A 14,022-nucleotide genomic window follows, 5' to 3' on the forward strand; every position below is an offset into this window, starting at 1 on the left:
CGTCGCCGGGTCGAGTGTCGCGGCGTCGAGCATCGCCGCTCCGAAGGCGAGACACTACAGGTCTGGGCAAGGCAGACCGACTTCCGGGGACGGAAGGCCCATCCGTCCGACACACCGAGCAAGGCCATGGACGAATCCAACAGAGCGTGGTATCTGGCGGAGCGGCCCGAAGGCGAGCCGGACGCCGACAGCTTCGAACTGCGAGAGGACGACGTCCCGGAGCCAGCGCCGGGGGAACTCCTCGTGCGCGTCCGCTATCTCTCGGTGGACCCGTACATGCGCGGTCGGATGCGAGACAGGGAATCGTACGCGGAGCCGTGGGACGTCGGCGACGTACTGAAAGGCGGCATCGTCGGTGAAGTCGTCACGAGCGAGAGCGACCAGTACGACGCCGGTGACCTCGTGACCGGCGAGGGGACCTGGGCCGACTACAGTCTCCTGGATGCGGACGACGTCGCACCAGTGGACACAGACGTTGCGGGCCTTCCGGCGTATCTCGGGGTTCTCGGGATGCCCGGACGGACGGCCTACTTCGGCTTACTCGAGGTCGGCGAACCGAAGCCCGGCGAGACGGTCGTCGTCTCCGGGGCTGCCGGGGCCGTCGGGTCCGTCGTCGGCCAGATCGCGAAGCTGAACGGCTGCCGAGTGGTCGGCTTCGCGGGCTCCGACGAGAAGACCGAGTGGCTCACCGAGCACCTCGGCTTCGACGCCGCAGTCAACTACAAGACCACCGAGGACTACGGCGCGGCACTGGACGACGCGGCCCCCGGCGGGGTCGACGTCTACTTCGACAACGTCGGCGGACCGATTACGGACGCGGTCTTCACGAAGCTCAACCTGGATGCCCGGGTCGCCGTCTGCGGGCAGATTTCCCACTACAACGACGAGAGCGTCCCGATGGGGCCGCGAAAACTCCCCATGCTCATCGCGCCCAGAGCGAAGGTACAGGGACTCCTCATCAGCGATTACGTCACGCGGTTCGGTGAAGCCAGTACGCAACTGGCGACGTGGGTCGCCAGCGGGGAGCTCGCCCACCGGGAGACGGTCGTGGAAGGCCTCGAACACGCGCCAGACGCGTTCCTCGGTCTCTTCTCCGGCGACAACATCGGGAAGCAGGTGGTGCAGGTGTCGCCGCCCGCGGAGTAGCACCAACCGGTCGGTACCGTTTCTGAGAGCGGACTGGGCGTACTCGAACGAGAGGCGATGGTCTCTCAGGGCGGCGTGAGTCCGACGCCGTCGGCCAGGAGTTCGTGCGAGCGGAGTGCGTCGTCGTGGTCTGCGACGACGTGTTGAATCATCGCTTCGTCGACGCCGACGCGCTCGGTGAGCTGTTCGAGCAGGCCGGAGAGCGTTTCGGGGCTCCCGGATATCGCCCGCGGCCACTCGTCGGCATCCAGCGTGGCAGGGGTCGGCTCGGGCACACCGCCGAGTTCGTCGATGGCCTCCTCGATGGACGGCGTGGTGCCGATGACGCCACGTTCCATCCGTTTGTACGATGCCTCTGCCACCGCCCGGAGCCGCGCTGCCTTCTCGTCGGTCTCCGCACAGACCGCGTTCACCGCGACCATCCCCTGTGGTTCGTCGATACCGCCGGCCAGCTCCGACTGCTGGAAGTGCTCGCGGTACTGCTCGAACGCGTGCGTGGCGAACTGGGGCCGGATGAACGCCGCAAAGCAGTACCGTAAGCCGAGTTCGCCGGCGAGCGCTGCGCTCGACGGGCTCGACCCGAGCACCCAGGGCACGGGTTCGGCGGCACCCGACCGGGGAATCTGGATGTCGCTGTAGGCGTGTTCTGCAGGGTAGTCGTCGTAGAGATGGTTGACGACGGCCGTGATCTTCTCGGCGTGGTCCTCGTCGGGATTCTGGACGTGCCGTTCGGTGCCGAGGGCGCGGTCGACAGCCGGCGAGCCGTTCGCCCGGCCCAGGCCCGCGTCGATACGGCCGGGAGCCAGTGCGTCCAGCGCCCCGAACTGCTCTGCGACCTTGAACGGACTGTAGTGATTGAGCAACACCGCTCCCGAGCCGAGGCGTATCGAGTCGGTCTCGGCGGCGAGATGGCCGAGCAAGACTTCGGGTGTCGTGCCTGCGAGGACGTCTGCCATGCCGTGGTGTTCGGCGACCCACAGCCGCGAGTAGCCGAGTCGCTCTGCCTGCTGTGCGATTTCGACGGTGTTCGCGTAGGCGTCGGTCGCGGTGCCGCCGTCCGGGACCGGCGACAGGTCGACGAGGGAGAGGTCCATATCCGGGTTCTGCGACTGCGAGTGAAAACGGTTTGGCTAGCAGTGGATTCACCCGGCGCTAGTCGTCCGAGAGAGAACAGTCCCGTCGGAGCTCAGAAAACGACTACCTGCGCTTCAGTACAGGTTCTGGAGGATCTCCAGCGTCTGCTCGCGGTCGTCCCAGGTGACGAAGATGGCGACGCTGGTCGCGCTGGTGATGATGTCGTGGACGTTGATGCCCGCGTCGGCGAGCGGGTTGACGATGCCCGCGATGACGCCGGGCTGGTTCGGGAGTTCCCCGCCCGTGATGCGGACGACGGCGATGTTGTCCTCGACGGTCACGGACGAGAGCATCTCGTCTTCGACGACCTCGCGGTGGAGGATGTTCTCGGAGCGCTCGGCCTCCTTCTCGTCGACGTAGAAGGTGATGGAGTCCATGCCGCTGGCGACCGCGTCGATGTTGATGTCGGATTCAGCCAGGGCTTCGGAGAGGCGGTGGAACACGCCGGACTGGTTGCGGATGGCCCGGCCCGCGATGGTGAGACAGGCGAGGGGTTCTTCGAGCATGTCGACGAGGTGCTTGAACTCGCCGGTGATCTGGGTCCCGCCCGAGAGCAGGTCGCCGTGCTGGTAGTGGACGACGCGAACGTCGAGGTTGTCGTCCTTGTAGGAGAGGGCAGACGGCGCGACGACCTCGGCCCCGCGGAAGGAGAGGTTGCGGAGTTCGTCGACCGAGATCTGGCCGACGTTCCGGGCACCCTCGACGACGTGGGGGTCGCCGGTCATGACGCCCTCGACGTCGGTCACGATGACGACCTCGTCGGCGTCGAAGTACTTCCCGAGCATGACGGCCGTGGTGTCCGAGCCACCGCGACCCAGCGTCGTGATGTGGCCGTCCATGGTCTCGGCGAGGAAGCCGGTGATGACCGGGACGACGCCGTCGAGCTCTGCGGCGATCTTGGCGGCGCGCTTTTTCGTCTCCTCGACGTTCACCTCGCCGTTCTCGTTGGCGACGACCGGCCAGTCCGGGTGCCCGGGTTCGAGGAACACGGCGTCGATACCGCGGGCGGTGAGGGCGGCCTTGAGCATCCGGACCGAGGTCCGCTCGCCCATGCTGACGATCTCGGCGCGGTCGGACTCGTCGGCCTCGAAGGTAATCTCGTCGAGCAGGTCGTCGGTCGTGTTACCCATCGCGCTGGCGACCACGGCGATCTCGTGGCCCTCGCGGACGGCGGCGGCGACGGAGTCCGCGGCGCGGTTGATCCGGTCACCGCTGCCGAGACTCGTCCCACCGAACTTCGCGACTACTCGCATACGTTCACCTCGTCGGTGCGAAATCGGTTCATACCACCACCTTTCCTCGTCGGCGGCATAACTATGTCCCTCGTGGGAAAAACCTGCCGCCGAGTGGAAGGTGCCACGAGCGACCGGGGAACCGTTGTCATGTTTTATACCGAATCGGGTCCAAGGTGTGACCGATGCACGTACGGGACGCGGTGGAGGCCGATGCCCCCGCGCTGGCCGCCATCGCCGATGCACCGACGGACGTGATGCGTAATCTCGTCCACGACCGAACCGTGAGAGTCGCCGAAGACGAAAGAATCGAGGTGAACGACCCGAACGCCGACGTCGAGGAGACCGACACACCCGAACTGCTCGGGTTCGTGAGCTTCGACGCCGCGACGGACACCGTCCACATCACCCAGCTGGGCGGCACCGAGGCTGCATGCGAACGCTTGCTGGAGGAGCCGTTGCGGTTCGCCCGGACCGAGGGAATGGCCGTCGAGTTGCTCGTCACCGACGAGGGGTCGCCAGCAGCCGTCGCGGCCGAACAGGCCGGCTTCGAGCGGCAGGGGACGGGGCCGCGCTTCGAGCACAAGCAGACGCTCCGGTACCGGTTCGGGAGCGACGACTGACGGTGGACGAGAGAGTCGAGGCGAGGGTCAGGAGAACTTTCTGACGGTCACGTCGAGCGTGTCGAGGTCGACGATGGGCGCGTAGCCGGAGTCGGGATTGATGTTGACGGACTTCTGGAAGTCGGTCTGTTCCTGCCAGCAGCCGGAGTTGATGGCGAGGACGTTGTGGTACTTCCCGAAGCCGAGCTTGTGGACGTGGCCGGTGTGGAAGATGTCCGGCACGTCCTCGATGACGAGGTAGTCCTTCTCCTCGGGAGCGAGGCGGGTGTGGCCCCCGTACTGCGGGGCGACGTGGCGCTTCTTGAGCAGCTGGTACATCGCCTTGTGTGGCTCCTCGTAGCTCGCCTTGTCCTCGGGGAGCTCCGCGATGACCTCGTCCAGCGAGACGCCGTGGTACATGAGAACGGAGACGCCCTCGATGGTCACCGTCGAGGGGTTGCCCGTGATGCGGGCGTCGTGGGCCGACATGATGCTCCGGAGCTCGTCGTCGAAACCGGGCTGGGGTTCGGCGAGGCGAACCGCGTCGTGGTTCCCCGGAATCATGACGATCTCCAGGTCGCCGGGCACCTGCTTGAGCTTCTCGTTGAACGTCTCGTACTGCTCGTAGATGTCGACGACGTCGAGTTCCTCGTCCTGGTTCGGGTACACCCCGACGCCCTCGACCATGTCGCCCGCGATGAGCAGGTACTCGACGTGTTCGGCCTCCTCGGTGTAGAGCCAGTCACAGAAGGCGTCCCACTCGTCGTGCATGAACTCCTGGCTGCCGACGTGGACGTCCGAGATGAGCGCGGCCTGGACGTGGCGGTCGGCGTAGGACGGTTCGTAGGTGCGGGGCACGTCGGGGAAGTGCATCGCGTCGACGAACACGATGCCCGCGTCGTCCGAGAGGGTCCCCTCGATGGCGATGACCTCGTCACAGAGGAGTTGGTCGACCAGTTCCGCGATGTCGCGGTCTTTCATCACCAGGCAGGGGAACGTCCCCTTGGTATCCTCCAGTTCGACCAGCCAGTGGCCCGAGGCGGTCGAGCGGATGTCGTTCACCATCCCGACGATGGCGACCTCGCTCCCCGGAGCCATCGACTCGATGGTGGTCGTGGGGCGGTGATTGACGCGACCCCGCAGCTTGCTGGAGAGCTTGTCGTAGCGGTCCCGGAACACCTTCACGAAGTCCTTGTACTCGCCCGTTCCCGTGCTCTGGCCGGTGATGTCGCCCGCGATGTCGAGGGAGCGGTGGGAGCGGTCTCCGGAGCGCTCGAACGACCCCCCTGTTTCGACTGGAGCAGCGGCCTCATTCGTGGGTTCGGCGGTGGAATCTCCACCTGAAACGGAGGGGTCGGTGTCTGCGGTATCGGTATCCGTGGTCTCGGTCCCCTGCGGGTCCGGAACCGGCGCAGCCGAGGGGGCTGCGTCGCGGACCGCCTGGACGTCCTCGGCGGTGATGACGATGGTGTCCGGACCGGCCGCATCGACGACTGCGCGGAGGGTTCCAGTCGGGTCGTCGGCCGTCGCGATGAGCGTCACGGCCTCGCGTTCGGCGTTGTAGCCGTGGCTCGCGAGCTCGCCGACGATGCGTGCGGACCCCTCCAGTGGCACATCACTCTCGAACTAGCCGGGCGGGCAAAAGGGTGCCGAAAATCACGACCGACCGACCGCTGGCACGGCCAGAATCCGCAACAGAAGGTTGATTGGCCGCGGGTGACAATCCACGAGCAGATGACCGGACCCGGCAACGCCGACGACCCTGACGACGCCGACCGGCCCGACGGTCGCGACGGCGACCCGGCCGCCCCCGGCGAGGACCAGGGTCCGACAGACGAGTGGGAGTGGGTCAGTGACGAATCGAGTCCCGACGAAGCCGACGGGTCCGAACCGCTCGGAACCACCCCCGAACAAGAGCGGCTCGTCGACGCCGACGCGGACGCCGCCACACCGCCGCCACAGCCGGGCGGGAACGGCGACGACTCGGAGGAGTTCGACGGCCCCATCGACTGGTTCCTCCACACGAGCGACCCGTGGGTCCAGACGATTCGCGACATCGGCAGCAGTGTCCTGACCGTCGCGCTCATCGGGCTCGTCCTGTTCGCCGTCAGCGGCGTCTGGCCGCCACTCGTCGCGGTCGAGAGCGGCAGCATGGAGCCGCACATGCACAAGAACGACCTGGTGTTCATCGTCGACCAGGACCGGTACGCACCCGACGGGGGCATCGAAGGCACCGGGGTGGTGACGTACCAACACGCCAGGACCAACGGCGGCTACTGGAGTTTCGGTGACTACGGGAACGTCATCGTCTACCAGCCCTACGGGGACGTCCGGCGCACACCCATCATCCATCGCGCCATGTTCTACGTCGAGCGCGGCGAGAACTGGTACGACCGGGCGAACCAGAGCTACCTCGACGGCGCGGACTCGTGTGCCGAGATCGCCAATAACGCCTGTCCGGCCCCCCACGCCGGGTTCATCACCAAGGGCGACAACCAGGTGACCAACGACCACTACGACCAGGTCGGCGGCCAGTCCAACATCGTCCGACCCGAGTGGGTCAAGGGGAAAGCGAAGGTCCGCATCCCCTTCCTCGGCTGGGTGCGTCTCCAGTTCGCCAATCTCGCGAGCGCGACCGCCAGCACCGGGCCGGCGACCCTGGCCGGGCTTCGCCTGCAACTCGGCCTGTTCGCGGCTGGCCTCGGGACCGTCGTTTCGCGTCGACGCGGCTGGTTGTAGGTCGGGGGTTCGAGTTCGTGTTCGGGTTTTCGCGGTTTCATCGAATTCTGACCAGCCGACAGGCGCGCGCTGGCAAGCGTGCCGAGTAAAACGAGGCCGCGAGTCGGAGCCGCGCGAGGGATGAGCACTGGAGTGGAGTGCAGCGCAAGCGGAACGGAGCGAAGCGCGCAATCGGCTGGGGAGGTTGTGGTCGCGGTGCTGTGCGGTGGCGGTCCCCATCGCCATCGGCGCGAGTCACCTTCTCCCGGACAGACACCCTTCGGTTCGACTCGAAACGGCAACCACCAGCGCGAAATAGCAACCACCGGCGCGAAACGGCAACCACCGGCGCAGCAAAAACAGCAACCGCAATTAGAACAGCAACGAGAAGGTTAGAACAGCAACGAGAAGGAACGCGCTCAGTTGTTGAACCGGGCCTGCACGAACGGCTGGATGTTCTCGATGTCGCCCAGCCGCGAGTCGCTCATGAGCACGGCTTCCGTCTCGTCGATGGGCACGGAGAGACTGATCTCCTTGGTGCGGCCGTACCGGCCCTTCGAGACGACGACCGCGTTCACGATGCCCAGCATGTCGAGTTCGGAGATGAGGTCGGTGACGCGGCGCTGGGTGAGCACGTCGGCGTCGATCTCCTCGCAGAGGCGCTTGTAGATGTTGAACACCTCACCCGTGTTGATGTTGTGGACGCCGTTCTTCTCCAGGAGGATGATGGCGAACAGGACGAGTTTGCTCTGCGTGGGGAGGGTGCGTACCACCTCGACCACGCGGTCGAGCTCGATCTTGTCCTGGGCCTGCCGGACGTGCTCCTCGTCGACGACCTCGGACTGCGAGCGCTCGGCGAGTTCGCCGGCGGTCCGGAGCAGGTCGAGTGCCCGGCGGGCGTCACCGTGTTCCTGTGCGGCGAAGGCGGCACACAGCGGGATGACGTCACCCGTCAGCGCACCCTCTTTGAACGCCACGTCAGAACGGTGCTGGAGGATGTCCCGGAGCTGGTTGGCGTCGTAGGGCGGGAAGACGATCTCCTCCTCGCCGAGGCTGGACTTGACGCGGGGGTCGAGGAAGTCGGTGAACTTCAGGTCGTTCGAGATACCCATGATGCTCACGCGGGAGTTCTCCAGTTCGGAGTTCATCCGCGAGAGGTTGTACAGCGTGTCGTCACCCGATTTCTCGACCAGCTTGTCGATCTCGTCGAGCATGATGACGACCACGCGCTCCTCGTAGTCGACCGCGTCGAAGAACACGCTGTAGACGCGGTCGGTCGGCCAGCCGGTCATGGGGACGCTCTCGAACTCGTCCTGGTCCTCGCGGAGCGACTCGATGCGGTCGCGAACCGCCTCTCTGGACTCGAACTCCGTCCCGGTCAGTGGGTGTGACTGCCCGGCGCTTCCGTGGTGGTCGTCGGCCGAGTCAGCGACCGACGCCTGCTCGTCGAGGGCGTCCAGCAGCCCTTCGAGCTCGTCGATTCGGCGGTCGATTATCTCCTCGTTCTCGTCGATGAACTTGTTCGCGAGCTGGGCCAATACGCGGTACTGGGTGTCCGTCACCTCGCAGTTGATGTACTCGACGGAACACGGCACCTCGTACTTCTTCGACGTGCTCTCGAGTTCGTTCGAGACGAACTTCGCGCTGGCGGTCTTCCCGGTCCCAGTCTTCCCGTAGATGAGGATGTTGGAGGGGGTCTCGCCACGGAGCGCGGCGACGAGGATGGTCGCCATCTTGTTGATCTGCTCCTTCCGGTGAGGGAGCTCGTGTGGAGTGTAGGACGGGCGAAGCACCTCCTTGTTCTCGAAGATGGGTTCCCCGCTGAGGAGGTCGTCGAACAGCCCCTGTGATTCCTCCTCTTCCTCCTCGTCCAGGACCACGTCGTCGAGGTCGACGCTGAAGTCTCGTGAGGTCTCTATCTTCCCGGGTCGCTCCCGGTCTGGCTCGTCATCGCCGCCATCATCTTTATCGGTCATCTGTTACGTTAACCCCCTTGTTTCAGCTGGAGATTATCTGCTCATGTCGCGCGAGAGGACGTGACACCGCAAATCAGTAGGTCTACAGCATAGAACGCGATGTCGATTCGTCCAGTTGATGCAAACGAACCAGATGAACAGGAGGGTAATAATAGTTGTCCTTCTCCGACCAATTCAGGGGGTATTCCACCCGAAGAAACTGGGGTTGGTGCCGGTGGAAATCGGTTATCCGGGCAGTAGCGGGCTCGAAACAAGATTTTAGATGCGTTCCGTGAAACACGGGGGCCGTCGGTTTCAGGTCGAACCGTAAGTCACGGCCGATATGGGCCGGTCGTAGCCGTTCTTGCCTCGACGAAGTGACCCGAGCGTGGTGGGGTTGGATATGGCACTGGGATCGGCTGTGGTCGTTGGATCACTTGTGGGAGTCGTCTCGGACGTAAGTGGAGCGAACCCGTCCGGGAAGTAGACAGGCTCGACCGGGCGGTGATCGAGTAGCTCGCCGAAGTAGGTCTCGAACGGGAAAACTCGGGTGCTCTCGAACAGGGAAACCAAACGGGAAAACTCGGGTGGACGGGAAGCGAAGGGGTTCGCCGGCGAAGGGGTCAGAGGGATTCGCCCAGTGTTTCCGGTCGAACGGGGGTGACCACAGAATCCGCCGGGATGAGCGAAGAGGAATCCCTGACCGGACTGTGTGGTTCTTACTCGTTGATCCTTACTACGTTATTTCTACCTCGTTATTCTACTATCTCATTATTCTAGTTAGTATGCGCGTGAATGCGTGACTTGACGAGAGATACGTATTGAGGGCTGAGAACTCGAGGAGAGAAACTCGTGGGGAGAGACTCGTGGAGAGAATGTTCTCGGGCAACACCGGGCTCCGCTCGTTGTTCCATTTCGCGAGACGAGCCTAGCATCTCACGCCGCTAGTGTTCGGGTCAGACTATCGTGTAGGGTCGAGTCCGACGAGGACCACCTGTCCGACCTGACTCGGGGCCAGATTCGGTGGGCTTCGGTTCGTGACCAGCGATCAGAGATGCTCACCGGCGATGGTCCGCTCGACAGTTGTCGCCAGGGATAGACCGACGGGAAGCTCGGGATGGGTCTCCACGGGAGTTCGAGTCTCCACGGGAGTTCGAGTCTCCACGAGAGTTCGGGTTTCCACGGAAGTCTGGGGGCGAGTCGGTGGAGTGGACGGGAAACGAAGGGGTGCTAGCACGTGTCTAGGAACCCCCCCACCCCTTTGTTTCGGGTGGAACGGGAGAAAGGTGGGTGGGGGGTCGAGAGGGACTTCTAGTCCCGGAATGTTTAAGACGTTACTCTATAAACAATATCCGCAGTGCCGCATTAATCCAAATGCTACTAGAACTAGTTATATTGTAGACTAGAGGTTGGACGGAACGTGTTTTCTAGCTAGAACGAAATCCCCCAGCTTCCGCCCTCCCACCCCACCACCTCGACAGTTTCCACTCGAAACGAAGGGGTGGGGGGCTGTCACTGCCTCGTGATACCATCTCTCACAACCCGTGCCACCATCCCCCACAACCCGTGCCACCATGCCCCTCAACCTGTTCTCTCCGAGTTGCTTCGAATCGCTCCGGAATCCTCTCCGAGTCGGCCCGAGGTTCTCCCGGGACAACCCCCGGTCGTCTTTCTCGACTCCGACCCGAACCGCGGCGACTGGGACCAGCCACCGTCTGGGGCCTGTTTCGGGTCTGGACCAGGAGTACAGCCAGTCTCCCATATCGCGACACCGTCTCTCGATTTCCGACTCCGCTGCTACCTAACAGTCACCCCAATTATATGTCTGACGTAGGCTTAAGTGAGTCGAGTCCGCTACTATGGTCAGACGCACGTGAATCACGGGTCCACAGGCCCGTCGCGTGTGGGAGGATAGAACAGGATGGGACTCATCTCAGGACTGAAAGACAGCCTCACTCGCGTGAGGGAAAGTCTGTTTGCAGAAGAGGAGCAGCAGAAGCGAATCGGCATCTACGGACCGCCGAACGCTGGAAAAACAACACTGGCGAACCGGATCGCTCGAGACTGGACGGGTGACGCCGTCGGGCCGGAGAGCCACGTTCCACACGAAACGCGCCGCGCACGGCGCAAGGAGAACGTCGAGATCGAGCGCAACGGGAGCTCCGTCAACATCGACATCGTCGACACGCCCGGTGTGACGACGAAGGTCGACTACGAGGAGTTCATGGAGTTCGACGACTTCGACAAGGACGAGGCCGTTCGCCGGTCCCGCGAAGCGACCGAGGGCGTCGCCGAGGCGATGCACTGGCTCCGCGAGGACGTCGACGGAGTCATCTACGTGCTCGACAGCTCCGAGGACCCCTTCACGCAGGTGAACACGATGCTCATCGGCATCATCGAATCGCGCGACCTGCCGGTGCTCATCTTCGCGAACAAGATCGACCTCGACGAGTCGAGCGTCAAGCGCATCGAAGACGCGTTCCCACAGCACGAGACCGTCCCGTTGTCGGCACTCGAAGGCGAGAACATGGACGAGGTCTACGACAAGATTGCGGACTACTTCGGGTGAACAATGCCAGAAGCAAAAACCTCAGACGGCGGCGGGGTCCAGATCGACCTCATCAGTGGCGAGCGGATGGCTAACCTGGCGAGCATGGAGAAGATTCGGATGATTCTCGATGGGGTCCGCGATGGTAACATCGTCATTCTCGAAGAAGGGCTCTCGCCCGACGAAGAGTCCAAGCTCATCGAGGTCACCATGACCGAGATCAGTCCGGACGAGTTCAACGGCATCGAGATCGAGACGTATCCTCGCTCGAAGACCAACGACTCGAGCATCCTCGACCGCATCATGGGTCGCGAGGAGACGTCGAAGCTCACGGTCATCGGACCGGCGAACCAGATAGAGACGCTGCACAAGGACGAGAACCTCATCAGCGCGCTCGTCTCCCGGAAATAATGCCGCACCAGTGTACCGAATGCGGGCGAACGTTCGAGGACGGCTCCAAGGAGATGCTGTCGGGCTGTCCCGAGTGTGACGGGAACAAGTTCCAGTTCATCCCGAAGGGAGCTGTGAACGACGCGACCGCGTCCGCCAGTCCACCGGAACCGCCGGCTCGCGGGTCCGAATCGAGCGCCGTGAGTAAGGCGGCGACGACGGTCCGCGACTGGGTGAACCGGAACTCCCAGGACGAAGACAAGGCCTGGCCCAAATCCGCGACCGAGAACTACGATACGCCCGCGGAGAAGGCGGCGGCTCGGGCGGACGATTCAGCGGCCCCGGCGAACGATTCGGCTCCAACCGAGACAGCCGGTTCGACCAGAACCGGAGGGTCGAGCGGGACCGGTGACCAGTCCGCCACTGCAACGCCGGACTCCCCGGTGGACTCGGCTCCACAGGAAACACCGGCGTCGACCGCCGGGGACACCGGCTCGCCGGGTGCAGCACAGCCGGACCCACCGAGTGCAGGCGAACCAGAGGCGCGGAGTGCAGCAGACGCGGAGGGACTCGATGCAGGCGAGGTCGGACCGGCCCCATCGCCGGAGGACCAGGAAGCCACCGGTGGGATTTCGGCGCGAACGATGTCCACCGAGGACAACGCGCAGGCGAGCGCCCGTTCGGACGTCGTTTCGCCGGACGAACTCCCCGACCCGAGCGAACGGTCGCCCCCGGCGACCAGTGGTGACTCCACGCGACGGGCAGCCCAGGCAACCGAGCGAAGCCAACAGCCACAGCCGACCGACGGCCACGTGGTAGCCGAGCCGAGCGACACCGAGGTCGACGACCGCCCGGACCTGGACGAACTCCGCGAGGAGCTCAACCAGCAGTTCGAGAGCATCAAGATCCTCAACCCCGGCCAGTACGAGCTGAACCTGATGGAGCTGTACGACCGCGAGGAGTACATCATCTCCCTGCGCGAGGACGGTCGGTACGTCATCGACGTGCCGGACAGCTGGCGCGGGAGCGAGTGAGCGCCGTTTCCACCCGAACCCATCCGTCACCTCTCACCGACGACTCGCTATCGACTCTTTGTTGCTGGCAGTTCTCCCGGTCACGATCGGTCACGATTCGTCTGTCTCTCGACCCCGACCACTCCACCACCCCTTCATTTCCTATCGAAGAACCTGCTAGAGGATTCAAATATACGATTCATAGGCGTATCTGGTTCCACTCGAAACGGTGCTGTCCTCGCGCGGGATTCGCCTGCGCACTCGTGCGATTGGTCGAGCTGACATCGACATCGGCGAGCCGAAACCGATAGCGTCGAGACGAAACCGCGGCGGTTCCACGCTCGCGGCCGGAACTGGTGGTTTTAAGCGTTCCCGCTCGTACCTCCCGCACATGAGTGACGCCACGAAGATCGTCCTGACCACTGTCGGAGTCTCTGGAGTGCTCGCTATCGCCCTCGTGCTCGTCTCCCTCGGCGCTGGCGGCGTGTGATGTTCAGCGAACGCGACCTCTCTCCTTCGGTCGAAGCAGTCCGCGACGAGCACGCCCCGGAGGCGCTCGTCCTGGATGCGGCCACCGACTTCGAGACGATTCCGCCAGCACAGGCTGAAGACCTCGGTCTGCTCGTCGACTCGCTCGCGCCCACCGAGTACGACCCGGCGTGGGTACCCGAGGAGGGCCCCGAGCTCTTGCGACGGCTCGCGGGGAACGAGTTCACCATCGGTGCCCCCGGCGACGGCAGCGTCGCGTGGACCCACCAGACGAAGCCACCGGTCGTCATCGTGAAACCCCGCGTCGAGGGCTCACCATCGGAATTCATCGACTTCCTCGTCGCGGAGGCACTGGTCGAGGTCGGCCTCGACGTGCCCGAGCACTTCCTCGGCTTCTTCGGCGAGCACTACCGAGACCTCGCCGCGGCCATGCCGCTCGACCCGAACGCGACCTACCAGGTCGCCGCCGCGCTGTACGACGGCTGGCTCGGGCTACACACACGTGACGTGTTCGCGGAGTGGTTGACGAGCCAGCCCGATCTCGGCGACGCCTGGCAGGACGCCGGCTCCCGTCTGGAAGGGAGACTGGACGGACTCGCCAGAGAGGTCGCGCTCGGCCAGACCGACTTCGCGGACGCGACCGAACTCGCCTGTAGCGGGCTCAAGCACGCCGTCGAACTCCCGGCCCCGTTCGGGGCGCTCGACACCGATGCCTACCGGGACCGTGGTGCGCCCTACGCGGTCAAGTGGGCCGAGAAGACGTTCGAGACGTTACAGTAATCGGCTAGTGGCTCC

The 14,022-nt window shown here is 64.3% G+C and carries 12 protein-coding genes; 8 read left to right on the forward strand and 4 right to left on the reverse strand.

Annotation, left to right across the window (positions count from 1 at the left end; translation table 11 throughout):
- Nucleotides 1-126: 126 nt before the first annotated feature.
- On the forward strand, nt 127-1,146 hold the full coding sequence (locus ACSC1S_RS16625) for an NADP-dependent oxidoreductase (protein ID WP_435365265.1): 1,020 nt from the start codon (nt 127-129) through the stop codon (nt 1,144-1,146).
- A gap of 65 nt (nt 1,147-1,211) precedes the next feature.
- On the opposite strand, the gene ACSC1S_RS16630 is transcribed toward ACSC1S_RS16625, so the two are convergent.
- Nucleotides 1,212-2,240 (reverse strand): LLM class flavin-dependent oxidoreductase, encoded by a 1,029-nt coding sequence (locus tag ACSC1S_RS16630; protein WP_435365266.1) that lies wholly within the window; start codon nt 2,238-2,240, stop codon nt 1,212-1,214.
- A gap of 114 nt (nt 2,241-2,354) precedes the next feature.
- On the reverse strand, nt 2,355-3,533 hold the full coding sequence (locus tag ACSC1S_RS16635) for an aspartate kinase (protein ID WP_435319938.1): 1,179 nt from the start codon (nt 3,531-3,533) through the stop codon (nt 2,355-2,357).
- A gap of 164 nt (nt 3,534-3,697) precedes the next feature.
- Between ACSC1S_RS16635 and ACSC1S_RS16640 the strand changes: the two genes are divergently transcribed.
- Nucleotides 3,698-4,135 (forward strand): hypothetical protein, encoded by a 438-nt coding sequence (locus tag ACSC1S_RS16640; protein ID WP_435365267.1) that lies wholly within the window; start codon nt 3,698-3,700, stop codon nt 4,133-4,135.
- Between the two features lie 27 nt (nt 4,136-4,162).
- Here the strand turns inward: ACSC1S_RS16640 and ACSC1S_RS16645 are convergent, their stop codons facing one another.
- Entirely contained in the window at nt 4,163-5,728 is a 1,566-nt protein-coding gene (locus tag ACSC1S_RS16645) for a DNA-directed DNA polymerase II small subunit (RefSeq protein ID WP_435365268.1), read from the reverse strand.
- 120 nt (nt 5,729-5,848) lie between these two features.
- On the opposite strand from ACSC1S_RS16645, the gene ACSC1S_RS16650 reads away from it, so the two are divergent.
- Nucleotides 5,849-6,853 (forward strand): S24/S26 family peptidase, encoded by a 1,005-nt coding sequence (locus ACSC1S_RS16650; protein WP_435365269.1) that lies wholly within the window; start codon nt 5,849-5,851, stop codon nt 6,851-6,853.
- Nucleotides 6,854-7,251: 398 nt separating this feature from the next.
- Here the strand turns inward: ACSC1S_RS16650 and ACSC1S_RS16655 are convergent, their stop codons facing one another.
- A complete protein-coding gene (locus ACSC1S_RS16655; protein ID WP_435365270.1) occupies nt 7,252-8,808 on the reverse strand; it encodes a Cdc6/Cdc18 family protein in 1,557 nt (518 codons plus the stop codon).
- Nucleotides 8,809-10,708: 1,900 nt separating this feature from the next.
- Here ACSC1S_RS16655 and ACSC1S_RS16660 point away from each other — a divergent pair.
- The 5 genes from ACSC1S_RS16660 (at nt 10,709) to ACSC1S_RS16680 (ending at nt 14,007) form a co-directional block, all read left to right on the forward strand.
- On the forward strand, nt 10,709-11,356 hold the full coding sequence (locus ACSC1S_RS16660; protein ID WP_261649126.1) for an Era-like GTP-binding protein: 648 nt from the start codon (nt 10,709-10,711) through the stop codon (nt 11,354-11,356).
- Between the two features lie 3 nt (nt 11,357-11,359).
- Complete coding sequence (locus ACSC1S_RS16665; RefSeq protein ID WP_261649127.1) at nt 11,360-11,746, forward strand: DUF2073 domain-containing protein; 387 nt, start codon at nt 11,360-11,362, stop codon at nt 11,744-11,746.
- Complete coding sequence (locus ACSC1S_RS16670) at nt 11,746-12,759, forward strand: Zn-ribbon domain-containing protein (RefSeq protein ID WP_435365271.1); 1,014 nt, start codon at nt 11,746-11,748, stop codon at nt 12,757-12,759. Before ACSC1S_RS16665 ends, ACSC1S_RS16670 begins: the two co-directional genes overlap by 1 nt.
- A gap of 370 nt (nt 12,760-13,129) precedes the next feature.
- Nucleotides 13,130-13,228, forward strand: coding sequence for a hypothetical protein (locus ACSC1S_RS16675; protein WP_435365272.1), 99 nt, complete (start codon nt 13,130-13,132; stop codon nt 13,226-13,228).
- Nucleotides 13,228-14,007 carry a DUF7089 family protein gene (locus tag ACSC1S_RS16680; RefSeq protein ID WP_435365273.1) on the forward strand — a complete coding sequence of 260 codons (780 nt, stop codon included), beginning with the start codon at nt 13,228-13,230 and terminating at the stop codon, nt 14,005-14,007. The genes ACSC1S_RS16675 and ACSC1S_RS16680 overlap by 1 nt, the downstream gene beginning before the upstream one ends.
- Nucleotides 14,008-14,022 lie beyond the last annotated feature (15 nt).

Origin of the sequence: Haloarchaeobius pelagicus, assembly GCF_051207375.1 — an archaeon.
Classification (GTDB): domain Archaea; phylum Halobacteriota; class Halobacteria; order Halobacteriales; family Natrialbaceae; genus Haloarchaeobius.

Coding starts and splice junctions, on each gene's coding strand:
- ACSC1S_RS16625 (WP_435365265.1), top strand. CDS start 127: ATGGACGAATCCAACAGAGCGTGGTATCTGGCGGAGCGGCCCGAAGGC.
- ACSC1S_RS16630 (WP_435365266.1), bottom strand. CDS start 2,240: ATGGACCTCTCCCTCGTCGACCTGTCGCCGGTCCCGGACGGCGGCACC.
- ACSC1S_RS16635 (WP_435319938.1), bottom strand. CDS start 3,533: ATGCGAGTAGTCGCGAAGTTCGGTGGGACGAGTCTCGGCAGCGGTGAC.
- ACSC1S_RS16640 (WP_435365267.1), top strand. CDS start 3,698: ATGCACGTACGGGACGCGGTGGAGGCCGATGCCCCCGCGCTGGCCGCC.
- ACSC1S_RS16650 (WP_435365269.1), top strand. CDS start 5,849: ATGACCGGACCCGGCAACGCCGACGACCCTGACGACGCCGACCGGCCC.
- ACSC1S_RS16655 (WP_435365270.1), bottom strand. CDS start 8,808: ATGACCGATAAAGATGATGGCGGCGATGACGAGCCAGACCGGGAGCGA.
- ACSC1S_RS16660 (WP_261649126.1), top strand. CDS start 10,709: ATGGGACTCATCTCAGGACTGAAAGACAGCCTCACTCGCGTGAGGGAA.
- ACSC1S_RS16665 (WP_261649127.1), top strand. CDS start 11,360: ATGCCAGAAGCAAAAACCTCAGACGGCGGCGGGGTCCAGATCGACCTC.
- ACSC1S_RS16670 (WP_435365271.1), top strand. CDS start 11,746: ATGCCGCACCAGTGTACCGAATGCGGGCGAACGTTCGAGGACGGCTCC.
- ACSC1S_RS16675 (WP_435365272.1), top strand. CDS start 13,130: ATGAGTGACGCCACGAAGATCGTCCTGACCACTGTCGGAGTCTCTGGA.
- ACSC1S_RS16680 (WP_435365273.1), top strand. CDS start 13,228: ATGTTCAGCGAACGCGACCTCTCTCCTTCGGTCGAAGCAGTCCGCGAC.